Origin of the sequence: Hanstruepera ponticola (assembly GCF_012931685.1) — a bacterium.
GTDB lineage: Bacteria > Bacteroidota > Bacteroidia > Flavobacteriales > Flavobacteriaceae > Hanstruepera > Hanstruepera ponticola.
Genome location: NZ_JABANC010000007.1, coordinates 24,082 through 47,184, shown reverse-complemented (window position 1 = coordinate 47,184; position 23,103 = coordinate 24,082). Strand labels below are relative to the sequence as shown.

Below are 23,103 nucleotides of genomic sequence, written 5' to 3'. Positions count from 1 at the left end.
ATTCATGTTATGAAATTTAAATTTTCACTTTTGTTACTACTTATGATGTTGTTTGTTGGCGTATCATGTCAAGAAGAAGCCAATGAAGAAACCCCTCCAAATCAAGAAGAAACCATCACGCCAAATTCAACACTTGCTACTTTAATGCGTAATACCGCTTCCAATGATGGTACAGTTGATAATATTATGGATGGTAGCGACTGTTTTACAGTTAATTTGCCTGTAACTATAGTGGCTAATGGAATAACAATTACAATAGAGTCTATTGACGATTTTAGTATTATCGAAGCTATATTTAACGAGAACCCGAATGACGAGGATGATATAGATTTCTTGTTTCCAATAACTATTATTTTAAATGATTATACAGAAATTAATATAGAATCTGTTGAAGAGTTAGATGCTTTTATTGAAAGTTGTGTTGCCAATGAAGATGTCATTGAGTGTGTGGATTTTGTGTATCCCATAGTGTTTTCAATTTATAACACTAATTTCCAGGTTATTGAAACAGTTGAAATAAACAATGATTACGAGTTATATATATTTTTAGATAATTTAGAGAACGGCAACCAAGGTGTATTGGCAAGTTTAAATTTTCCAGTTACCCTTGTTTATGTAAATGGGAATACCGTTGAAGTCAATAGTAATCAAGAACTAGAGGATGCTATTGAAGCAGCTGATGCAAACTGTTCTATTGATGACTGTGAAGCAAATTATGCGGAATTAACAGGATGGCTTGTGGAATGTGGTTTGGACGGTTATACCTATGATGCAAATGGTGATGCTGTTGATGAAAATCATCTGGTTTTCAACTTAGACGGAACAGTGGTTGTAAATGGAACTCCTACAGTAACAGAAACAGGAAATTGGACTGTTGATGAGTTTAATGAAAATGCATTAACTATCGATGGTTTAGTAACTTTTGATTTGCTAAATGGAGAGTGGATACTTCAAAGTTGTGATGAAAACAGAATTGTATATTTTCAAGGTGAAGGAGCCAATACAATTACTTTAGAGTTGGAACAAGATTGTGATAATACGGACTTACCATTTGATTGTTTCGGAAATACAACAGTAACAGCATGTGATTTTGATAATGATGGATTTGCAATATTTGAATTAGAAACATTAGTGTTGGGCAACATCATTTGTGATGCAAATTTTTCAGCTTCATTTCATTTAAGTTTGACAAATGCTCAAGCCAATGTGAATGCCATTGCACAACCAAACACATTTACTAACACAACAAACCCACAAACTATTTATTTAAGAATTGAAGCAGATAATGGAGCTTTTCAAGTTTTTGAAATCACGTTAGTTGTTGAACAATGTAATGTGCCATGTTCAGAGCAAGAACTTGATGCTCATTTAGTAGAGTGTATATGGAACGTGGTTGATTTTGATGGAAGTGGTAATTTAGCTGTTTATGATTTAGATTTTAATTCAGACGGCACGGTAGTTATAACTGGAAACGGTTTAACTATTGTTTCTATGTGGTCCACTTCACAATCGGGTTCAGGAACTATATTAGAGTTTAACAGTGTTGCAGGCCCAGATATTCAGGCTATTTCGGGTAGTTGGCTATTAGTTGAATGCCCAGATATAATGGCATTCGAAGCGATAAATAGTAATAGTACGATGGTCATGGAACAAGATTGTTCAAATTGTGATAACCCGGGAACATTAATGAATGATTTAATTATCTATATGCCATTTGGAGGTGAAGTTAAAGATCTAATTAGTGGCGAAATTGTTGAAGGATTCACATTTCTAACAGAAGATCGTGCTGGAAATGCCACTTGTGCTGTTTCGTTAGATGGAAATACAAATTTCTCTATACCAGTTACAACACAAAATCAATTAGTACAAGGTGATAGTTTTTCAATAAGTGTTTGGTTTAAGATGCAAAATACAGACGCAGGAAATTTAGAAGTGTTTTTTAGAAAGCCAGGTAATGCTACCGTTGGATTTCAATTGGGAGTTTACGATTTAAATACGCCTTTGTTTTTTGATAATTTAAACACATCACTTTGGGATAATGATTGGAATCAAGAGGTAGATGTTGTTTGGGATAATACAGACTGGCATCACTTGGTTGTTACAGTAGATTCCAATAATACTGTTAGATTATATAGAGACGGCGTCTTAAGAAATATTGATGAGAACTCCGATTTGAGCATTGGACCTGATCCTACATCTCAATATCTTTTAGGTGAAGGTTTTCAAGGCCGTTTGGATGATTTACGCGTTTACAGACGTACATTAAGCAATAATGAAGTAGGCGATTTATACAATTTAGAAGCAGAATGTTATACTTGCTTGTAATGCTAATTTTTGGTTAATTAGTTTAGGTGAAAGGCTACTGGAAACAGTAGCTTTTTTTGTTTGATTAAACTTTATAAATACACTACAAATCCTTAAATTTGCAATTCTTAAAATTACAAGAATCCTATGTTTAATAATTTAAGTGAAAAGTTAGATAAAGCGTTACATGTCTTAAAAGGTCATGGTAGTATTACTGAAGTTAATGTTGCTGAAACTTTAAAGGAAGTTCGAAGAGCGCTTTTAGATGCCGATGTTAATTTTAAAATTGCCAAGGAATTTACAAATCGTGTAAAGGAAAAAGCACTTGGTCAAAACGTATTGACAACGTTACAACCTGGTCAGTTAATGGTTAAAATCGTAAAGGACGAGTTAACCGAACTTATGGGTGGTGATGCCGAAGGAATCAACCTATCAGGAACACCAAGTATTATATTAATGTCTGGTTTGCAGGGTTCTGGTAAAACAACTTTCTCTGGTAAACTGGCCAATTACTTAAAAAACAAAAAAACAAAAAAACCATTATTAGTTGCTTGTGATGTGTATCGTCCTGCTGCTATTGACCAGTTGCATGTTGTTGGTGAACAGATAAATGTTGAGGTTTTTAGTGATAAAGGCAATCAAGATCCTGTTGCCATTGCGCAAGCTGGTATTGCTCATGCCAAAGCCAATGGTCACAATGTGGTAATTATAGATACTGCTGGTCGTCTAGCTGTTGATGAGGCTATGATGACCGAGATATCCAATATTCATAAGGCTATTCAGCCACAGGAAACCTTGTTTGTGGTTGATTCCATGACTGGTCAAGATGCTGTTAACACAGCTAAAGCTTTTAATGATGTACTGAACTTTGATGGTGTTATCCTTACCAAGTTAGATGGTGATACACGTGGTGGTGCTGCCATTTCTATTAAGTCGGTTGTTAATAAGCCTATCAAATTTATTGGTACAGGTGAGAAGATGGAAGCTATTGATGTGTTTTATCCGTCACGTATGGCAGACCGTATTTTGGGAATGGGTGATGTGGTTTCGTTAGTAGAAAGAGCTCAAGAGCAATATGATGAAGAAGAGGCTAGGAAACTTCAAAAGAAAATAGCTAAAAATCAGTTCGGATTTGATGACTTCTTAAAGCAGATCCAACAGATTAAGAAAATGGGTAACATGAAAGATTTAATAGGCATGATACCTGGAGCTGGAAAAATGATGAAAAACATTGATATAGATGATGACGCTTTTAAAGGTATTGAGGCTATTATTCATTCTATGACGCCAAAAGAACGCGCTAATCCTGCTATTATAAATTCAAGTAGAAAAAAACGAATAGGTAAAGGTTCGGGAACTTCGGTTCAAGAAGTGAATCAATTACTAAAACAATTTGATCAAATGAGCAAGATGATGAAAATGATGCAAGGTGGTGGCGGTAAACGTATGATGCAAGCTATGAAAAACATGAGGTAACTCATGTTTTTTTATTTATAAAAACTATTAATCAAATTTCAACAGATGACCATTTTAGACGGAAGAAAAGTAAGTAACGACATCAAAAACGAAATAGCCGAAGAGGTTAAAAAAATGAAAGCCAAAGGAGAGAAAGTTCCGCATTTGGCAGCAGTTATTGTCGGTAATGATGGCGCTAGTTTGACGTATGTAGGCAGTAAGGTCAGGGCTTGTGAGCGCGTTGGTTTTGAGTCGACCATGGTTCGTATGTCAAATACAACTAGTGAAATTGAATTATTAGATAAAATTGAAGAATTAAATGAAAACCCAGATATTGATGGATTTATTATTCAATTGCCTTTGCCACGTCAGATTAATACTCAAAAAGTTTTAATGGCTGTTCATCCAGATAAGGATGTGGATGGTTTTCATCCTATGAATTTCGGTAAAATGGCACTTGACATGTCCACGTTTATTCCAGCAACACCATTTGGTATTTTGGAGTTGTTAGATAGATACAATGTAGATACAAAGGGAAAGCATACAGTTGTAATAGGGAGAAGTCATATTGTAGGAAGACCAATGAGTATTTTAATGGGTAGAAAAGGGTTTCCCGGAAATTCAACTGTAACACTTACACATAGTCACACAAAGAATATAACTCAAATTACTTCTCAAGCTGACATTATTATATCGGCACTTGGAGTCCCTAATTTCTTGAAGGCTGAAATGGTAAAAGATGATGCTGTAATTATTGATGTTGGAATTACAAGAGTTCAAGATGAAACTTCACCAAAAGGTTATGTTATTACAGGAGATGTGGACTTTGAAAATGTTAGCAAAAAAGCTAGTTTTATTACGCCAGTTCCTGGCGGTGTAGGACCAATGACAATTGCTATGTTGTTAAAAAATACGTTGTTGGCTAGGGAAATTCACAATAATAAATAAGATTATTTAGCAAACAACTGATCTATGTCTTTAAAAGCTTTAAACTCTAAAGCATTTCCTGCTGGATCTAGGAAAAACATCGTAGCCTGTTCGCCTGTTTGACCTTCAAAACGAACATAAGGCTCAATGATGAATTGGATGCCTTTATTTTTTAAATCTTCAGCAAATTCACGAAACGTATCCCAAGGTAATACAACACCGTAATGAGGGATAGGTACATTTTTACCATCAACAGTATTGGTTTGAAGTTCTTCTTTTGATTTTGGTTTGTAATGAATTACCAATTGATGACCAAATAAATTGAAATCAACCCAATGGTCACTACTTCTGCCTTCTTCGCAGTTTAATATATCGCGATAAAAAATTCTAGACTCATTTAAATTATGAACAGGAATAGCGATGTGAAATGGTGAGAGCTTTGACATATTCAAATATAGACTAATTCTCGTCTCGAACGCAATCTATCTTCCAAGTTGGAAAAACTACGGATTCTGATTTGTCAACCCATTCACCAACCCATTTATAACCCGTTTTACTAATATCATAAAAAGTTAATCTAAAAAAGCCTTCAGTGCCATTTGGTGCTGCCTGTTCTCTGTATAAAACGATATTACCATTTTCTTGTTTATTGCCTTCCCATGTTGGGAATTTTGTTGAGGGAGTCTTGGAGCTATACCAGTGTACATACCATCTGCTGCTGTCAGCAATATATTGCCGTATACTCCCAGAATGTGAGCCATCTGATTTAAGTGTTTCATCTTGAACGGCCATGCCATTCATAATATATTTCCATGTCCAAGTCATGGCTTCGGGATCAGTCCAAGAGCCATCTTGATTACGTTTTGTAGAGGTACAATTGCAGCTACCAATCATTGGCGCATAATCAGTTATTTGATTGGGAGCTTCAGGGTTCGGCTGCCCAAATGGAAAGTCTTTACTACTTGTGAATTCATATTGAGAAAATGAGCAGAAAGATGACAGAAAAAAAACAATTAATAGTGCTTTCATGGTTGTTAGTTTTCTTAAAGTTACCAATCAGAATGATAAAGCTGCTGTTAATTAATAATAAATTAACATCTTAAGTAGTCTTATTTTGAGCGTCTTGAATGAGATTTTGGAACAAATGTTTTAGTAGATTCTTCCAATAATGTATTAAGTTCTTTTAATTCACTATCTGTAAATTCTCTATATTTTCCAACAGGAACATCCAGTAAAATATTCATGATGCGTACACGTTTTAGTGTTTGCACTTCATAGTTTAAATATTCACACATACGTCTAATTTGTCTGTTTAAACCTTGTGTGAGAATAATTTTAAATGTGTGTGAATCTAACTTTTCAACATAGCATTTTTTGGTAACGGTATCCATGATAGGAACGCCATTTGCCATACGTTCTATAAAAGTTTGAGAAATAGGCTTGTCAACAGTTACAATGTATTCTTTTTCATGATTATTACTGGCACGTAAAATCTTGTTGACTATATCACCGTCATCGGTTAAAAAAATCAAGCCTTCACTGGGTTTATCTAATCGACCAATGGGAAAAATACGTTTCGGATAATTTATAAAATCTATGATATTATCTTTTTCAACGCGTGTGTCTGTAGTGCAAACAATGCCAATAGGTTTATTGAAAGCTAGATATACAAATTTATTTTTGTTGTTCTTCACTTCTTTACCATCCACGCATACCACATCATCAGGACTTACTTTGGTTCCCATTTCTGGCACTTCACCATTAATTGTAACGCGACCTGCATCTATAAGTTTGTCCGCTGCACGACGTGAGCAATAGCCAGCTTCACTTAAATATTTGTTGAGTCTGATTAAATTTTCGTTCATAAAAAGAATTTGTGAAGAATCATTAATGGTTTTAGAAATCAAAAATACCGAAATATTATAAAGGGAACTTGAATTTATTCAAAAACAATTAATTAATTAATGCATCGTTTGACATGCTTTTTTAATCATTACCAAAGTTTAAGATGAAAAAAGTATTTAAATCTGGATTGATACCAACTATTGAAATAAAATAGGAATAGATGAATGATAACTTATGCTTTCTTGTGTTGCTAAATAAATTTGAGTCCAAAAAATAAAAATCACAATTTTCTAGATTAAAATTTTCAAGATCAATTAAAGATTGATTAAAAAAATTATATAAATCATCAGCTTCATGCAAATCTTTTCTATTGTACATAAGGTCTATAATTGAGTTCATTTTTTTCTCAAACATTTCATAACTGAGTTTTTTAAAATCATTACTTGTTATCGTTGATTTTATTACAGGGCCATAAGCATCGATTACTTTAGTTTTATATGTATGTTTTGATGAAAACAAGCCTTCATTTATCACACGTTCGCTTTGATGTTTTTTTAATTTACTATAATCTCCGATTAAGAGTAGATCGAAATTAAAAATATCATCTAATTCTATTTTTTTATGATTTATTTTAAAAATATTATATGAGTAAAAGGAACAATTTGTACTACTGTTGTATGCGTATTTAATATGTTCTAAATGATTATTCACAGTCAGTCAGTTGATTAAAAATTTAACTCTCTATAAACTCATAGATGTGGTTTGAAATGCTTTCGTCATTCATAGAATGACCTAATCCAGAGGTTGTAATAAGTTTACTGTTTTTAAGGCTTTTGTTGATAAGGATGGCATCATGATATGGGATGACATCATCTTTTTCGTCATGAATAATTAATCCTTCTAGATTTAGCAATTCTAATTGTTTGGCAGTTGAAAAAGAAATAGTTTCAACATTAAACCTTTTTTTTATTAACGCAGTTATGGCATTTTTTGTACGCTTGCTGTAGCCCATCATTTTAAAATAGCGTTTTAATACATCTGTAAATTCTGATGGAGAACCAATTAAAATAAGTTTTTTTAAATTAGAATTTTCAGAATTGCTTTGTGAAAAAGCTGAAGCCATGCCTCCAACAGAATGTCCAATAATGATGTCTGGTTTAAATTTTTTTGCAACACCTTGTATGAATTCAGCATAAAGCAAAGCATTAAAGCGACTACTTCCTGATCTCCCATGCGCTGGAGCATCAAGAGCAATAATATTATAGTTAAGTTTTTTTAATGGCTCAATCAAATATTGCCATCTAGCCGAATTACTTTCCCAACCATGAGCTAACAGTATGGTTCTGCCTTTTCCCAACCAACGATAGGTCATCACGGGTGTACCATTCACCAAGAGTTCCTCCCTAAATGAGGTCCCTAAAAAATCAGATTGTTCTTCATTTATTCGGCCTTTTAAAGGTCTCGTAAATAAAAATAAAGCTAATCTTGCTCCTAATTTTTTGGAGAATAAACTAACGATGTTAATAAACAAGCCTATTAATTTTTGAATGACAATCACGATGGTTCTCTATTTACTAAATCTATAGAAAATGCGGGTTTACAGATGGCTAAATATTCACAAGGTTCATTAAAAGGGTTGGAGTATTGAACTCTAGTGTTTTTGGTGATTTTTATGGATTGACCAGCTTCTAAAACGATAGTTTCGCCTTCAATAATAAACTGCTTTTTCCCTTTTATAATAAATGTAAATTCATCAAATTCTGGTGTTTGAAATGGTTCGCTCCAACCTGGAGGCGCAATCATATGTGCAATGCTAATATCTGAATTACCAGTGCTCGCCAAGCCAAAATGTTCTTTTATAATTTTTCCATCTGTAGTTGAAACAATAAAAGGAGATGTTTGTACGCTATATTTTTTCATATTACTTAAGAGGGCGTTTTTTTATCATACCGCCTTTAATGTCTTTTACTAACCCTTTTATAATAAAGGCTTCTTTATCAATTTTATCTATTTCAGTTTCTAATTTTGCTAACTCTAAACGCGTGGTAACTGTATAAATAATATCTCGTTTGGTGCTAACGCCATTTTTTCCATAACCACCTTTTCCTTCATATATTGTGCACGCACGTCTTAATTTATCAATTAGCATGATTTTTATGTCTTCATGATGAGCAGAAATTATAGTTACGCCAACATATTCTTCTACACCATCAACAACAAAGTCCACTGTTCTGGCAGCTGCTAAATAGGTTAGCATAGCGTAAAGTCCAGTTTCTATGGATAGTACGTAAATTCCAAATGAAAAAATAATTAGATTAATTAAAAGCAAAACATCTCCAATGGTTAATGAAAGTTTTCTGCTTAAAAAAATAGCCAAAACTTCGGTGCCATCAATTACGCTGCCTCCTCTCATGGCCATACCAATACCTAGTCCAAGAAAGAATCCGCCAAATACGGCAATAAGCAACTTGTCATCTGTTATGGTTGGGTAATCAATATAGTGTACTACAAACGCTAAAAGCATAATGGCTACAATGCTTTTAATGGCGAATTTTACATTGAACATTTTGGCACCCAAAATGATGAAAGGGATATTAACTAGAATAAGAAAATAACTTAATGGAATTTCCGTGACTATTTCAAGAAGTAAGCTAATTCCGGTGGCACCACCATCAATAAAACGATTGGGTAAAAGAAATCCTTTTAAACCAAATCCAGCTGAAAACACGCCAATGATAATAAATATAGATTCCTTGACAGCATGGCTTAATTCTACCTGTAAACTTCTTATAAGCGGAACAAGTTGCTTATTAGAAATATCTTTTGAAGCATTTTGCGCTTCAAGCTTTTTCTTGGCAACAAAAGTGAGTAATTTAGAAACTATTGATGATTTCATTAAGGTCTTTTAAGGTCTCGTTTTACCATCCAATCATAAAATATTTAATCTTTGCTTTCTCTGGAATTTGAATGGCTTCAATTTCAGCGTTTAAATTGAATTGTAATTCGGCTGGTAATTCTTTTTTATCAATTGTAAAAAAGGCGTCTATTTCATTAACAAAAACAACGACATTTTTAAAGGTGTTTTGAATACTTGATATTTTATAGTTGTTTTTTATATCTCCAAATGTGCTATTCGTTGATAAGCCTTTTGCTGTTTTATAACGTGAATCTATAATTTTAATAGTTGCTATTGTTGCAGTTGAGTCAGAAACTTTACTAGGTGTTAATACTAACAATGGTTTCCCTGAAGTATCAAATACTTCAATGTCTCGACCATCATCAATAAACTGATTGTTGTTCTTTACAAAACCCAAGGAATCATTTTTGTAAATAGTTTTTAGATCTTTTACTTGGGTTGAATCATTAAGAAGACCAATGCTTTTTTTACTTATTAAAAATGGATCCTCTTGTTTACTGCATCCAACAAATACTAATAGGGTTAATATAAGAGGTATTAAAATTTTATTCATGTCTGTTATTTCAGTTTAAATTTAGATTTTATTATTTCATGACTTTTGTAAGTATACCAAAAACACTTCTAATAAAAGTAGCGCTTGTCAATACTTTAACAATTGGGTTCATACGTGTACTTTTTCTGGTGCTTCCATTTTTTCTTTTGGATTCAGCTTTTTTAAGTGCTTCTTTTTCCTTTCTTGCTTTTTCTTTAGCTGCTTCGGCTTCGGCTTGTTCTATTTTTTTGTTAAGCATTTCATAAGCACTTTCTCGGTCAATTTCTTCGTTGTATTTTTTAACTAAATCAGAATCAGATAATAGATTTCTCAATTCTGTATCCGTTAAAATGTCCATACGACTCATGGGTGCGCGCATCATAGTTGCTGCCAATGGTGTCGGTCTCCCTTTTTCATTTAATGCAGAAACCAATGCTTCACCAGTTCCCAATGAGGTTAAAACGTCGGCTGTATCGTAATATGCTGTATCAGGATAATTTTGAGCAGTCAATTTTATGGCTTTTCTATCTTTAGCCGTAAAAGCGCGTAACGCATGTTGCACTTTCAATCCCAATTGACTTAAAACCGCTTCAGGTACATCCGTTGGGTTTTGAGTAACAAAATACAACCCAACACCTTTACTACGGATGAGTTTAACGATGCTTTCAATTTGATTTAACAATGCTTTTGAGGCTTCATTAAATATTAAATGAGCCTCATCAATAAACATAATGAGTTCAGGTCTTCCCGAATCGCCTTGTTCAGGAAATGTAGAATATATTTCAGCCAATAGGCTCAACATAAAGGTTGAGAACAGTTTTGGCTTATCTTGAATATCGGTTAACCGAATAATATTTATATAGCCTCTGCCATTTTCGTCAATACGTAACAAATCGTCTACTTCAAATGATTTTTCGCCAAAAAACAGCTCACCTCCCTGTTGTTCTATCTCAACTATTTTGCGCAAAATGGCACCAGTTGACGCCGTAGAAATTCTTCCATAGGCTTTTTCGAATTCCTTTTTTCCATCACTAGTAGCATATTGTAGTATTTTCTTAAAATCCTTTAAATCCAACAAGGGTAATTTGTTGTCATCGCAGTATTTAAATATTACAGAAATAATGCCGGCTTGTGTTTCAGTAACATCTAAAATTCGAGAGATTAATACGGGTCCAAATTCACTAATTGTCGCACGTAAGCGCACACCATTTTGTTCTGAAAGTGTTAAAATTTCAACCGGAAAAGCTTTAGGATTAAAGGGAAGGCCAATGGCTTCATGACGTTCATCGATTTTTGGATGTCCTGGACTTGGTTGCGCCAATCCACTTAAGTCCCCTTTTATATCCATCAATAAAACAGGTACGCCTTTTTCTGAAAGGTTTTCTGCTAAAACTTGTAGAGTTTTTGTTTTTCCTGTACCTGTCGCTCCAGCAATTAAACCATGTCTATTCATGGTTTTTAGTGGAACATTCACAAAGGCATTCTTAACGGTTGTCCCATCTAACATAGCAGAGCCTAAAGTTATATATTCACCTTTGTTGGTATTCCCTTCCGTTATATGTTTAAAGAATTCTTCCTGTCTACTCATTTTCAAAAATTTCCATAAAAATACTAATCTTATGCCTATATACAGAAACTATTCTAAACAAAATCTTACGAATTCAGAGCATTAGCTTTCAACTTAATAACTATCTTTGCAAGCTATGACACGAAGTGAAAGACAAGAGCTAATAGATAAAGGACTTTTATTGCCTTTAATGGAAGAATTTTACACCATTCAAGGTGAGGGCTATCATAAAGGAACTGCCGCATATTTTGTAAGAATAGGTGGGTGCGACGTGGGTTGTCATTGGTGCGATGTTAAAGAAAGCTGGTTGGCGGAATTACATCCACCTACTGAAACTGAAAAGATAGTTGAAAATGCCATTAAGTATAGTGATACCATAGTAGTCACAGGTGGCGAACCGTTAACATGGGATATGGGGCCGTTAACACAACAGCTAAAGTCTAAAGGCGTTCAAACACATATTGAAACTTCAGGTGCTTATAAGTTAACTGGACAATGGGATTGGATTTGTTTGTCACCAAAAAAGCTCAAATTGCCTACCGAAGAGATTTATCAAAAAGCACATGAATTAAAATGCATTATTTATAATAAAAGTGATTTTAAATTTGCCGAAGAACAAGCCGCGAAAGCAAATAAAGACTGTATTTTATACTTACAACCCGAATGGAGTAAACGCGAAAAGGTAATTCCTGAAATTGTAGATTATGTTATGAAACATCCGAAATGGAAAGTTTCTCTTCAGACTCATAAGTATTTGAATATTCCTTAATTTTTGAGAAGTATTTGAGCAATTAGAAATAAACAATTAAATTTAGTTCTTATATGCGAAAATACGTTTTCTTCTTTCTGTTTATTTTACCCTTATTAACTGTTGGGCAGAAATACAGCTTCAAGCAATTTACTACTCAAGATGGATTAGCACATAATTCTATTAATGAAATTATTCAAGGAAAAGACAATAGAATTTGGTTGGCTACTCCCGGAGGATTGTCTAGTTTTAACGGAAAGCATTTTAATAACTACAATGTAAATAATGGCTTGTCTTCTAATTATATTAATACTGTTTTTGAAGATTCCAAAGGTAGGATTTGGATTGGAACTCGCGCTAAAGGAGCTTCAATTATTTATGAAAATAGTATAACAAATTTAACCAATTTACATCCAGATAGAGTTCTAGATATCGCTGCATTTCTGGAATCAAAAGATGGTACAATTTACATGTTTAGTAAAGATGGGTTTCTGACTTATAAAGAAGGTGTATTGTCTAAATTGGAAGTGGAGAACAAATCCAATACCAAAATTATACATTTTAATGTCACTTGGTTTGATGAGAATACAATCTATATAGCTACGCTTAATTATGGCATAGCAAAACTTACACTAAACCCTGCTAAAATTGAATTTATTGATAATAATACGCACGACTTAAATAATATTTGTTATTCCGTACTAAAAGATGGTAATGCATTATGGGTTGGGACTTATGGAGAAATGGTCAGTTTAGAGTCTGATAAAGTTACTATTAAAGAAAAATTTAATAACACGAACTATGACCAAAATAGAGTTTATGGCATATATCCTTTAAACAACCAAGAATTGCTATTGGCTTTTGAGGGTAATGGATTTGGAATTTATAATAAATTAAATAAATCCTGTAAAATTATAAATCAAGAAAATGGGTTGCCAACACCTTACATTTATAAAGTAATCAAAGATAATGAAGATAACATTTGGTTAGCAACAGATGGACATGGTTTAATAAAATATAGAGACTTCTCATTTAAATTATACAATACCGAAGTCGGATTTAATTCAGATGAAATTATAGGAGTTTTGCCATTTGATGATGAAATTATGGTTGCGACCGACCAAAGTCTCATATCTCTAAAGGATGAAAAAGTTAATACTATTGTAGATAAACCAATTTACGGTATTTCAAAAGCAGCTGATGATAAGATGTTGTTTTCAACATTTGATAGCATATTCCGCTTAAATAATGAAAATATCCCAAACTTAATTAAGGATGGGCATTTCAGACATTTTTATAACGATTCAATTCAATCAATTTTTTATAGAAGAGAACATTATGAATTTTTGAAGGAAAACGATTTTAAGATTATAAACCATAACAATAGGAATAAGTATTTTTTGGGTATAAGAGCGCTAAAAAATCGCTATATTTTTGCACATAGAAATGCGCTGCTTCAGTTTTATAAGGGGCAATTAAAGGAAATTGATATTGAAGATTTTGAAGATTCATATTTTTTTGGAATAGATTCTTATGGAGAGAATAATATAGTTTTAGGAGATCTTAATAAAGAACAACTTTCATTCTTATCTTTTACTAATGATTCTATTTCTATTACTAATTTCCCATTTAGTCGTTTTGGAAAATTAGATAATTTGAATACCCTTAAAGTTAATAAGGATTATTTATGGTTAGGAACCCAAAAATTTCTTAAAAAGATTGATTTAAATTATTTATTACAAAAAGATTCGGTGGTTTCTAAAAATTACTTTTTTAATAAAGATTTTTTTAACGCTTCATTTAAAGGCGATAGTAACCATAATTTAGAATTCACAGATAATGGACTATTAGTAGCAGCATCTTCAGATGGTTTACTATTATTTGATGAAGAAAAATACAAGTACAACATAACTGCGCCAAACATTAACCTTAATAAGGTGTCAGTGTTCTCTGAAACACTAAACGATAGCTTATATCGTAAGAATAATGTTCTAGAACTTCCTTATACAAGTAATTACCTTACATTTAATATGGAAGCAATTACATTTTCTAATCCAGAAAATGTAACGTATAAATATAGACTAAAAGGTTTAAGAGATAGTGATCTTTGGTCTGGTGATACAAATGATGATACAGTAGTATACTCATATCTTCCTCCTGGAGATTATGTTTTTGAATTTACTGCAAGCAATGGGAATAGCATATGGCAGGAAAATATGTATTCATACCCTTTTAAAATAAAAGCTCCCTTTTGGAGGTTGCCTTGGTTTTGGATTGGTTTTGTATTATTAAACTCATTACTCGCATTAATAATTATAGTTTGGAGGAATAAAGTCCAAAAAGAACAATTAAAAAGATTTTCAAGAGATTTAATTAAGGCTCAAGAAGAAGAACGTACACGTGTTTCTAAAGATCTACACGATAGTGTTGGGCAGCAATTAACCTTAATAAAAAAGAAAGCTCAAAATAATAAACAAGAAGAACTTTCTTCATTAACCAATCAAGCTTTAGAAGAAGTAAGAAGTATATCCAGAGCCTTGTACCCATCTAACCTAAAACAACTTGGGCTTACTGAAAGTATAGAGCAATTGTTATACGATCTTGACGAACAAACAGAGCTCTTTGTTTCAGTAGATATAGATACTATAAACAAATTATTTAACGAAGAGCAAAGCTTAAATATTTATCGTTTTATTCAAGAAGCAGTTAATAATGTAATTAAACACGCTCAAGCAAAATCACTAGAAGTTGTTATTGAACATAAAAACCAAATTGTTAAACTTTCTGTCATAGACAATGGAAAAGGGTTTGATAATATTGCTGCGTTAAGACAAAAAAGTTTAGGACTAAAAACCATGACAGAACGAATACGTATATTAGGAGGAGAATTCCACATTATAAGTACTTTAAATAATGGGACAACAATAGAAGTTACAATACCAGTGTAAAATGAGTGATAAGATATCTTTACTAGTGGCAGATGATCATCCTATACTTTTAAAAGGATTGGTGGATGAGTTGGAAACATTTAACTATAATGTAGTTGCGGCAGTAAATAATGGTGCAATGGCTTTAAGTGAAATAACTTCACTTAAACCTGAAGTAGCTATACTAGATATTCAAATGCCTTTACTTACAGGTTTTGAGGTCATTCAAAAAAGTAAAGACAAAAACCTAAATACAAAATTTATTATTCTCACCTCTCACAAAGAGAAAGGCTTTATTTTAAAAGCACAAAAATTAAATATTCATGGCTATATATTAAAAGATGAACCATCGGTAGAGCTTCATAAATGTATTCAAGCAGTAGCAAGTGGAGAAACCTATTTTAGTTCAGAATTTAAGCGTGTCAATCAAAATGAAGTATCACCGGAATTAGAAAAAATGAAGTTCTTATCTCCTTCAGAAAGAACCATTGTGCGCTTAGTTGCACAAGGGAAATCTTCAAAAGATATTGCAGATGTTATTTCTATTTCTTCACGTACAGTAGAGAAGCATAGATCTAACATTATTAAAAAGTTAGATTTGACAAATGAGATGGATGCACTTTCTAATTGGGCACAGGAGCATAAGGATTTTATTCTTTCCATATAGTACTACGTAGGCCTACGTAGTTTTTACATAAACTACGTATTTTATTCGCTATTAATATAAAATATCTTGCAGTAATAGTTAAAATCATACGTTATGAAAGCTAGATATATCGTTGCCCTGTTTAGTTTAATATTTCAAATAACCATTGCACAAGTGGGTATTGGTACTACAAGCCCTTCGGCAAGTTTAGACATTCAGTCATCAAACCAGGCTACTCCCGAAAATACAGATGGGTTGTTAATCCCTAAAATAGATGAGTTTCCAGGAAGTAACCCTGGAGCCAATCAAGACGGCATGCTGGTATATGCAACTGGTAATGGTGCGCCTGCCAAAGGGTTTTATTATTGGGATAACGCCACAACATCTTGGGTGTTTTTAATCGAAAAAAATTATGGAGACACCAATTACTTAGGCACTAACCCAACAGGCTTGGAAGCTCTTGATGAAGGCAATGGTATAGGCTGGCGGTTAATAGATAAAAACCCTGCAAACTATGGAAATATAGGTTTAAATGCAGTAGATCATAGTCATTCAAATAGTGCAAGTGGTACTCGTGGAGCAACGGGTGAAAATTCTACTGCAATTGGATTGAATACTGAAGCATCTGGAATTAATGCATTAGCAATCGGGAATGGTACTATCGCTTCAGGCGATTATTCAATGGCAATTGGAGCTGGCTCAACTGCTTCGGCTATTCACTCTTCGGCAATGGGCCTAAGTACAACAGCTTCAGGAAATACTTCCACTGCAATGGGACGGAATACAATTGCTTCTGGTGACAATTCCACAGCAATGGGATATTATGTAAATGCTGATGCATATAGATCAACTGCCGTTGGAGTTCTGAATATTGGAACTGGTGATAATCATTCATGGATTCCTACAGATCCAATTTTTGAAGTTGGTAACGGCCAAACTTTTCCCGTAAGATCCAATGCGTTAACAATTCTTAAAAATGGGACCATAACAGCACCATCCTTTGATATTTCTGAAATTACAAATAATAAAGCCTTAATAACAAAAGAATATGCAGATGCCAATTACCTTGGTGCCAACCCAACAGGTTTAGCAGCTATAGATGAAGGGAATGGAGTTGGTTGGCGATTAATTGGTAGAAACCCTGCAAACTATGGAAATATAGGTTTAAATGCAGTAGATCATAGTCATTCAAATAGTGCAAGTGGTACTCGTGGAGCAACGGGTGAAAATTCTACTGCAATTGGATTAAATACTGAAGCATCTGGAATTAATGCATTTGCAATCGGGAATGGTACAATTGCTTCAGGTGATTATTCAATAGCATTGGGAGCTGGTACCAATGCATCGGTTATTCACTCTACGGCAATGGGCCTAAGTACAACAGCTTCTGGTATTACATCTACCGCATTGGGACGCAGCACAATTGCTTCTGGTGAAAATTCTACTGCAATGGGATTAAATACAGAAGCATCTGGTGTTAATTCAGTAGCAATGGGAAACCAAACAGAAGCTACTGCTAGTTTTTCAACTGCTATAGGACGTTATAATGTTGGTGGAGGTAACACTACAGCTTGGGTATCTACAGACCCCTTGTTTGAAATTGGAAATGGAGTTTTTGGGAGTTCTAATGCGCTTACAGTTCTTAAAAATGGGACCATAACAGCACCATCCTTTGATATTTCTGAAATTACAAATAATAAAGCCTTAATAACAAAAGAATATGCTGATGCAAATTATATTGATGCAACATTTAGCGGCGACTATAACGACTTAACCAATCAACCAACAATAACAAACCCAACGGGCTTGGAGCGTATAGTTGATGATGGTGGTGGTACGGCTGGTTTTCGATTAATTGGACGTGATCTTACACGTCATGGTAGTCTTGGATTTGAAGCAGTTGATCTTTCTATTTCTAGTGAAGTGGTTACGCAAGCGACAGGAAATCCATATCGTGTTGGAAATGGTCCTATGGGAAATTATGCATTCACTTCCGGATTTAATTCCTCTGCAAAAGGTTATTATGCTTCAGCTCACGGTTATGGTACAAGATCGGAAAGTGTAGGTGCGTTTTCTATTGGTCTATTTAATGTTGGAGCCCCAGGAAATCCTACAGTTCATGTTGGAACTGATCCTATTTTTGAAGTAGGTAATGGATTAAGTAATACTTCAAGATCTAATGCCTTAACTATTTTAAAAAATGGTAATGTGGGTATTGGTACAACTACACCATCTTACCCATTGCATGTTACCTCATTTATTAATGGGCTTAATAGTGCACCAGCATACTACCTTAATGCTAGTGTTGGTTATGGTGCAAATGGTTCAGGATGGACGTACAGTATTGCGGCTTCAAGAGCTATGTTCTCATCTCTTGGTTTTGCAACGGGTTCTGATGAACGTATTAAAAACATCGTTGGTATTAGTGATAGCAAAGAGGATTTAAAAAGCCTAATGAATATAGAAATTACAGATTATAGCTTTAAAGATTATAAAATGAAAGGCGATATGGTGTCTAAAAAAGTTATAGCACAACAAGTAAAAGAAGTATTGCCAAATGCTGTAAATCTATCAACAGAGTTTATCCCTAACGTATACCAACTTGCTACAGTAAAACAATTGAATAATGGAAATATGTCATTGCAATTTTCAAAGTCAATTTCGCTCTCAAAAGGAGATACCATTAAACTTGTTACTAAAGATAATATAGAGGTTTTGGCTGAAGTATTAAAAGTTTCAGAGAAGTCTTTAGTTATTAAAAAAACTACTAATGATTTTGGTAATCAAATATTTGTATTTGGTAGTCAAGTAGAAGATTTTCATAGTGTGGATTATGACGCCATTAGTATGTTGAACGTAAGTGCAACACAAGAACAACAAAAACGTATTGAGCAACAACAAAAAGAAATTGAGGCTTTAAAGTTAAAATTGCAAAATTTTGAAACCTTATCGAGTAGGATTGAAAAAATAGAAGCACAACTAGCACCAACCAACCAATAACTATAATTTTTAATAGTTAAAAACGCCTTGAGAAATCAAGGCGTTTTTAGTAGGAATGTAATTTCAGTAGATTATTTTGTAAACGGTACAGCAACTCTAGTAGTTCCCCATCCTAAATGCATATGAACGCCATTGTCTACACCTTCAAATGCTATAGAGAACGCTTCAAGCACATCCTTTCCAGTTGTTACTGGAACTTTTAATCGTGCTACATCATTAGCTTGGTTGTAATAATAACTTCCCCAAACATTTAAGTCTTTACTAATTATAGCTGTCCATTCTTTCTCACCAGGAATAACAAAAAAAGTATATGTTCCAGCTGATACTTTGGTATCACCTAAATTCATGTCTGTGTATAAGGTTAATTCAGGAGCTTCATTGGCACCAGTGCGCCAAACCTCGCCATTAGGTGCTAGTTTACTGATTTCACGATCCTTTAATTGTGGCCTACTATACACTATTTTTATGAGTTTATCGGATACTTTGTAGCTCGATGGGAAAGAGGCTGCATCCATAGGACTTTTGTTTAATCCTTCAAAATCTTGCGCAGAAGCATTCATGGCTAATAACATGACGAATGCCATGGTAATTGTTGAAATAATTGATGTTTTTTTCATTTGGAATAGTTTGAATTTCCATTGAATTGGAAATGGGTTAATTAATAATTTTTAAAGTTATAGAATAGTTATCCAACAGTCGAAAGATTTTGATAAAGTTTACATTTTAAAGTGAAATATTCTTTGTGTTGTAATTTAATTATAATTATATACAAATAATGGATATTTAGTTTTTAATTATAATTAAAATATAAAAATAAGTTTATAATTAGTATATTTAGAATCATATTTGTTTCATAATTATAATAATAGAAGAATTATGTGCGGAATTGTATGTGCTTTTGATTTAAAACAAAATACAGAGGAATTAAGACCTCAAATATTAGAGATGGCAAAAACTATTCGTCATAGAGGACCTGATTGGAGTGGAATATTTGATAATGACAAAGCTATTTTAGCTCATGAACGATTGGCTATTGTCGACCCGACTTCAGGTAAACAACCCTTATTGAGTGAAGATAAAAAACTCATACTGGCGGCTAATGGCGAAATATATAATCATAGAGAATTGAGAAAGCAATTTCCTGATTACAAGTTTCAAACCGAAAGTGACTGTGAAGTGATTTTGGCACTATATAAGAAAAAAGGAGTTGATTTTGTTGATGACATGAACGGCATTTTTGGTTTTGCTATTTACGATGTTGATAAGGATGAATATTTTGTGGCGCGAGACCATATGGGAATTATTCCTTTATATATAGGTTGGGACAAGCATGGTACCTTTTATGTTGCTTCGGAACTTAAGGCTTTAGAAGGGGTTTGTTCAAAAATTGAATTATTTCCTCCGGGTCATTATCTATCAAGTAAAGATGGACAGTTTGTACAATGGTACAAACGTGATTGGGAAGATTATGAAGCTGTTAAAGACAATAGAACAGAAATTGCTAAAATTAGACAAGCATTAGAAGATGCTGTTCATAGACAACTTATGAGTGATGTGCCTTATGGTGTACTGTTGTCAGGAGGTTTAGACTCGTCAATAACATCAGCAATTGCCAAAAAGTATGCTGAACGGCGTATTGAAGCAGATGACAAAGAGCAAGCTTGGTGGCCGCAATTGCATAGTTTTTCCGTAGGATTGGAAGGGTCACCGGATTTGGCTGCTGCTCGTAAAGTAGCTAATCACATAGGAACAGTTCATCACGAAATTAAATTCACCATACAAGAAGGGTTAGACGCTATTCGAGATGTGATTTACAATTTAGAAACTTATGATATTACAACCATTCGCGCCAGTACACCCATGTATTTAATGGCTCGTGTTATTAAATCTATGGGAATAAAAATGGTTTTGTCTGGTGAAGGTGCAGACGAATTATTTGGTGGTTATTTATACTTTCATAAAGCACCAAATGCTCAAGAATTTCATGAAGAAACAGTGAGGAAATTAAGCAAACTTCATATGTACGATTGCTTACGTGCTAATAAGAGTTTAGCAGCTTGGGGAATTGAAGGTCGTGTGCCGTTTTTAGATAAAGAATTTATGGATGTAGCTATGCGAATCAACCCGGAAGATAAAATGATAAATGGTGAACGCATGGAAAAATGGGTAATTCGTAAAGCGTTTGAAGATATGTTACCAGAAAGTGTAGCTTGGAGACAAAAAGAACAATTTAGTGATGGTGTGGGCTATAGTTGGATTGATACCTTAAAAGAAGTGGTAGAAAGGGATGTTTCAGATGATCAAATGGCTAATGCACATTTCCGATTCCCAATACAAACTCCGCAAAACAAAGAAGAGTTTTATTATCGCTCCATTTTTGAAGACCATTTTCCAAGTGATGCTGCAGCTAAATGCGTACCACAGGAACCTAGTGTGGCATGCAGTACAAAAATAGCTTTAGAGTGGGATGAAGCATTCAAGAACATGAACGACCCATCTGGAAGAGCAGTCGCGAAAGTACACGATGATGCCTATTAGAATAAAAACCAACAAGTGAGTTGGTTTTTTTATTTTTTAATGAAGTATCTTTACTCTAAAGATTACAAATATCTATGACTCATTTTAAAAATTTGTTAATTGGAATCCTTTTAATCACAATTCTGTTTCCCAATAATCAATCATTTGCACAAGAGACTGATGTTGTTGAAACTGTTAGTATTCCTGAACCTCTTATGTTTGATTTAGTACGCGGATTAGGAGCAAAAAAAGGTGAGTTAGAAATAAATGCACTTGCAGATTTTCCAATAAATAATATATCATCAAGAGAAGTCGAGTGGGCACCTGAAGTTGAATATGCTTTATTTGATGGTTTTGCGGTAGAATTAGAGTTGCCTTTTGAAAATTTTGAGTTGGAAGCGGTAAAAATAGCCATACAATGGACCATTGGACAATCAAAAAATAATAAATATATACATGGTATTCAGATAATTGGAGAGACCATGCTACATGATAATATAACTGAATTTAGTTTTCTTTATGTGCCGGCCTATAGGTTTAATGAAACGTGGAGTACACTTGGTCTTTTTGGTGTAATGTTGGAAGCAGGATCTGATGCTCCAGCTAAAAAAGAAACTATTTTATTGAATGCATCGGTATTTGCAGATTTAAATGAACATATAGTTCTAGGTTTGGAGTTTAATAACACAGACCCAACGCTGCAAGGACGTGATAATAATGAGATGTCACTATTGGTGCTGCCTCAAATGCATTATGAATTTGATAGTGGACTGGCATTTCAGTTTGGTCTAGGTCCTAGATTTGAAGATTCAGAAACAGAAGCTTCAGCAGTATTAAGAGTGATTAAAACTTTTTGAGTTTTATTTATTGATAAATAATTGAAGTCCAGTTTTTAAGCTGGCTTTTTTTATTTTATAAATTACTTATCTTTAGACATAAAACAGCCAACTATATGATTAAATTCTTCAGAAAAATACGCCAACACCTATTGGCAGAAAACAAGTTTTCTAAATACTTACTGTATGCTTTAGGCGAAATCATTCTTGTGGTTATTGGTATTCTCATTGCGCTCCAAATCAACAATTGGAATGAAGGTAGAAAAACCTTAAAAGAAGAAAAAGCAACCATAGCTAGTCTTAAGTTGGAATTCCAGAAGAACTTAATCGATCTAGAGTCTAATATGAGTAATGTGGAAGCGTTTATCAATGCAGGAAATGTTTTATTAGACCATATTGGTCCAGACTACATGGAAGGCGATTTAGGGAAAGTTGATAGCCTTATTGGAATGACCTTCAGGATGGCAGTTTGGGATCCTAGTCTATACACTTTGAGTAACATAAAGAATTCTGGAAAACTTTCTAAGCTTTCCAATAATAATTTAAAGGAACGATTGATTGAGTGGGAAAGTTTTTACAGCAATTTGTTAAGCTGGTACGATTTTTATATTTCGGGAGGAAAAAAATATTTTGAGTATTTGGAAGAACATGCTATTGTGAAAAACTTAACTTCAGGAGATCCATTGGGCTACGGCATTTCAAATTTTGAAGGTTCTAATGAAGAACTTCTTAAATTAAAATCCTATGAGAATGTTTTGGTAAATAGGGTTTTTCAGAATAGATTTATTTTGAGATTCTATAACGATGCCAAGCAATTGCATCTTGAAATAATAAGTGAATGCGAAACCTATGAGGATTAATCTGTGAGTTTTTGTTTCTATA

20 protein-coding genes are annotated in these 23,103 nt (G+C 33.6%); 10 read left to right on the top strand and 10 right to left on the bottom strand.

Annotation, left to right across the window (positions count from 1 at the left end; translation table 11 throughout):
- Window positions 1–9: 9 nt before the first annotated feature.
- The 3 genes from HGK31_RS13485 (at window position 10) to HGK31_RS13475 (ending at window position 4,707) form a co-directional block, all read left to right on the top strand.
- Window positions 10–2,325 (top strand): LamG domain-containing protein, encoded by a 2,316-nt coding sequence (locus HGK31_RS13485; protein ID WP_191860733.1) that lies wholly within the window; start codon window positions 10–12, stop codon window positions 2,323–2,325.
- A 126-nt stretch (window positions 2,326–2,451) separates the two neighbouring features.
- Window positions 2,452–3,780 carry a signal recognition particle protein gene (gene ffh / locus HGK31_RS13480; protein WP_104736390.1) on the top strand — a complete coding sequence of 443 codons (1,329 nt, stop codon included), beginning with the start codon at window positions 2,452–2,454 and terminating at the stop codon, window positions 3,778–3,780.
- A gap of 45 nt (window positions 3,781–3,825) precedes the next feature.
- Window positions 3,826–4,707: a bifunctional 5,10-methylenetetrahydrofolate dehydrogenase/5,10-methenyltetrahydrofolate cyclohydrolase gene (locus HGK31_RS13475; RefSeq protein WP_191860731.1), complete on the top strand. Its 882-nt coding sequence runs from the start codon at window positions 3,826–3,828 to the stop codon at window positions 4,705–4,707.
- 2 nt (window positions 4,708–4,709) lie between these two features.
- Here the strand turns inward: HGK31_RS13475 and HGK31_RS13470 are convergent, their stop codons facing one another.
- From HGK31_RS13470 to HGK31_RS13430, 9 genes are all read right to left on the bottom strand, one after another.
- A complete protein-coding gene (locus HGK31_RS13470) occupies window positions 4,710–5,132 on the bottom strand; it encodes a VOC family protein (protein WP_191860729.1) in 423 nt (140 codons plus the stop codon).
- Window positions 5,133–5,145: 13 nt separating this feature from the next.
- Window positions 5,146–5,715 carry a hypothetical protein gene (locus HGK31_RS13465; RefSeq protein ID WP_191860727.1) on the bottom strand — a complete coding sequence of 190 codons (570 nt, stop codon included), beginning with the start codon at window positions 5,713–5,715 and terminating at the stop codon, window positions 5,146–5,148.
- Window positions 5,716–5,795: 80 nt separating this feature from the next.
- Window positions 5,796–6,551 carry a 23S rRNA pseudouridine(2604) synthase RluF gene (gene rluF, locus HGK31_RS13460; protein ID WP_191860725.1) on the bottom strand — a complete coding sequence of 252 codons (756 nt, stop codon included), beginning with the start codon at window positions 6,549–6,551 and terminating at the stop codon, window positions 5,796–5,798.
- A 121-nt stretch (window positions 6,552–6,672) separates the two neighbouring features.
- Complete coding sequence (locus HGK31_RS13455; protein ID WP_191860723.1) at window positions 6,673–7,242, bottom strand: hypothetical protein; 570 nt, start codon at window positions 7,240–7,242, stop codon at window positions 6,673–6,675.
- Between the two features lie 22 nt (window positions 7,243–7,264).
- The gene (locus tag HGK31_RS13450; protein WP_223115350.1) at window positions 7,265–8,062 is read right to left on the bottom strand and encodes an alpha/beta fold hydrolase; all 798 of its coding nucleotides are present in this window, start codon (window positions 8,060–8,062) and stop codon (window positions 7,265–7,267) included.
- Window positions 8,063–8,085: 23 nt separating this feature from the next.
- The gene (locus HGK31_RS13445) at window positions 8,086–8,451 is read right to left on the bottom strand and encodes a cupin domain-containing protein (protein WP_191860719.1); all 366 of its coding nucleotides are present in this window, start codon (window positions 8,449–8,451) and stop codon (window positions 8,086–8,088) included.
- Between the two features lies 1 nt (window position 8,452).
- Window positions 8,453–9,427, bottom strand: a complete 975-nt coding sequence (locus tag HGK31_RS13440) for a YitT family protein (RefSeq protein ID WP_104736398.1) — start codon at window positions 9,425–9,427, stop codon at window positions 8,453–8,455.
- A 22-nt stretch (window positions 9,428–9,449) separates the two neighbouring features.
- A complete protein-coding gene (locus HGK31_RS13435) occupies window positions 9,450–10,001 on the bottom strand; it encodes a hypothetical protein (RefSeq protein ID WP_191860717.1) in 552 nt (183 codons plus the stop codon).
- Between the two features lie 31 nt (window positions 10,002–10,032).
- Window positions 10,033–11,568, bottom strand: a complete 1,536-nt coding sequence (locus HGK31_RS13430; protein ID WP_191860715.1) for a helicase HerA-like domain-containing protein — start codon at window positions 11,566–11,568, stop codon at window positions 10,033–10,035.
- A gap of 115 nt (window positions 11,569–11,683) precedes the next feature.
- Between HGK31_RS13430 and HGK31_RS13425 the strand changes: the two genes are divergently transcribed.
- The 4 genes from HGK31_RS13425 to HGK31_RS13410 all read left to right on the top strand — a co-directional run bounded on the left by HGK31_RS13425 (window position 11,684) and on the right by HGK31_RS13410 (window position 18,868).
- Complete coding sequence (locus HGK31_RS13425) at window positions 11,684–12,316, top strand: 7-carboxy-7-deazaguanine synthase QueE (RefSeq protein WP_191860713.1); 633 nt, start codon at window positions 11,684–11,686, stop codon at window positions 12,314–12,316.
- A gap of 53 nt (window positions 12,317–12,369) precedes the next feature.
- Entirely contained in the window at window positions 12,370–15,243 is a 2,874-nt protein-coding gene (locus HGK31_RS13420; RefSeq protein WP_191860711.1) for a sensor histidine kinase, read from the top strand.
- Window position 15,244: 1 nt separating this feature from the next.
- Window positions 15,245–15,889 (top strand): response regulator, encoded by a 645-nt coding sequence (locus tag HGK31_RS13415; RefSeq protein ID WP_191860709.1) that lies wholly within the window; start codon window positions 15,245–15,247, stop codon window positions 15,887–15,889.
- A gap of 93 nt (window positions 15,890–15,982) precedes the next feature.
- Window positions 15,983–18,868, top strand: coding sequence for a tail fiber domain-containing protein (locus tag HGK31_RS13410; protein WP_191860707.1), 2,886 nt, complete (start codon window positions 15,983–15,985; stop codon window positions 18,866–18,868).
- 71 nt (window positions 18,869–18,939) lie between these two features.
- Here the strand turns inward: HGK31_RS13410 and HGK31_RS13405 are convergent, their stop codons facing one another.
- Window positions 18,940–19,485 (bottom strand): DUF2911 domain-containing protein, encoded by a 546-nt coding sequence (locus HGK31_RS13405; RefSeq protein WP_191860705.1) that lies wholly within the window; start codon window positions 19,483–19,485, stop codon window positions 18,940–18,942.
- Window positions 19,486–19,744: 259 nt separating this feature from the next.
- Here HGK31_RS13405 and asnB point away from each other — a divergent pair, with 259 nt between their 5' ends.
- The 3 genes from asnB to HGK31_RS13390 all read left to right on the top strand — a co-directional run bounded on the left by asnB (window position 19,745) and on the right by HGK31_RS13390 (window position 23,081).
- Entirely contained in the window at window positions 19,745–21,406 is a 1,662-nt protein-coding gene (gene asnB, locus HGK31_RS13400; RefSeq protein ID WP_191860703.1) for an asparagine synthase B, read from the top strand.
- A 74-nt stretch (window positions 21,407–21,480) separates the two neighbouring features.
- Window positions 21,481–22,242, top strand: coding sequence for a hypothetical protein (locus HGK31_RS13395; protein ID WP_191860702.1), 762 nt, complete (start codon window positions 21,481–21,483; stop codon window positions 22,240–22,242).
- 95 nt (window positions 22,243–22,337) lie between these two features.
- The gene (locus tag HGK31_RS13390; protein WP_191860700.1) at window positions 22,338–23,081 is read left to right on the top strand and encodes a DUF6090 family protein; all 744 of its coding nucleotides are present in this window, start codon (window positions 22,338–22,340) and stop codon (window positions 23,079–23,081) included.
- Window positions 23,082–23,103: the final 22 nt, after the last annotated feature.

What these genes read in the sequence shown, in the direction of transcription:
- HGK31_RS13390 (WP_191860700.1), top strand. Translation starts at nt 22,338, where the DNA reads ATGATTAAATTCTTCAGAAAAATACGCCAACACCTATTGGCAGAAAAC.
- HGK31_RS13405 (WP_191860705.1), bottom strand. Translation starts at nt 19,485, where the DNA reads ATGAAAAAAACATCAATTATTTCAACAATTACCATGGCATTCGTCATG.
- HGK31_RS13425 (WP_191860713.1), top strand. Translation starts at nt 11,684, where the DNA reads ATGACACGAAGTGAAAGACAAGAGCTAATAGATAAAGGACTTTTATTG.
- HGK31_RS13440 (WP_104736398.1), bottom strand. Translation starts at nt 9,427, where the DNA reads ATGAAATCATCAATAGTTTCTAAATTACTCACTTTTGTTGCCAAGAAA.
- HGK31_RS13420 (WP_191860711.1), top strand. Translation starts at nt 12,370, where the DNA reads ATGCGAAAATACGTTTTCTTCTTTCTGTTTATTTTACCCTTATTAACT.
- HGK31_RS13410 (WP_191860707.1), top strand. Translation starts at nt 15,983, where the DNA reads ATGAAAGCTAGATATATCGTTGCCCTGTTTAGTTTAATATTTCAAATA.
- HGK31_RS13445 (WP_191860719.1), bottom strand. Translation starts at nt 8,451, where the DNA reads ATGAAAAAATATAGCGTACAAACATCTCCTTTTATTGTTTCAACTACA.
- HGK31_RS13395 (WP_191860702.1), top strand. Translation starts at nt 21,481, where the DNA reads ATGACTCATTTTAAAAATTTGTTAATTGGAATCCTTTTAATCACAATT.
- ffh (WP_104736390.1), top strand. Translation starts at nt 2,452, where the DNA reads ATGTTTAATAATTTAAGTGAAAAGTTAGATAAAGCGTTACATGTCTTA.
- rluF (WP_191860725.1), bottom strand. Translation starts at nt 6,551, where the DNA reads ATGAACGAAAATTTAATCAGACTCAACAAATATTTAAGTGAAGCTGGC.
- HGK31_RS13415 (WP_191860709.1), top strand. Translation starts at nt 15,245, where the DNA reads ATGAGTGATAAGATATCTTTACTAGTGGCAGATGATCATCCTATACTT.
- HGK31_RS13430 (WP_191860715.1), bottom strand. Translation starts at nt 11,568, where the DNA reads ATGAGTAGACAGGAAGAATTCTTTAAACATATAACGGAAGGGAATACC.
- HGK31_RS13485 (WP_191860733.1), top strand. Translation starts at nt 10, where the DNA reads ATGAAATTTAAATTTTCACTTTTGTTACTACTTATGATGTTGTTTGTT.
- asnB (WP_191860703.1), top strand. Translation starts at nt 19,745, where the DNA reads ATGTGCGGAATTGTATGTGCTTTTGATTTAAAACAAAATACAGAGGAA.
- HGK31_RS13465 (WP_191860727.1), bottom strand. Translation starts at nt 5,715, where the DNA reads ATGAAAGCACTATTAATTGTTTTTTTTCTGTCATCTTTCTGCTCATTT.
- HGK31_RS13475 (WP_191860731.1), top strand. Translation starts at nt 3,826, where the DNA reads ATGACCATTTTAGACGGAAGAAAAGTAAGTAACGACATCAAAAACGAA.
- HGK31_RS13435 (WP_191860717.1), bottom strand. Translation starts at nt 10,001, where the DNA reads ATGAATAAAATTTTAATACCTCTTATATTAACCCTATTAGTATTTGTT.
- HGK31_RS13470 (WP_191860729.1), bottom strand. Translation starts at nt 5,132, where the DNA reads ATGTCAAAGCTCTCACCATTTCACATCGCTATTCCTGTTCATAATTTA.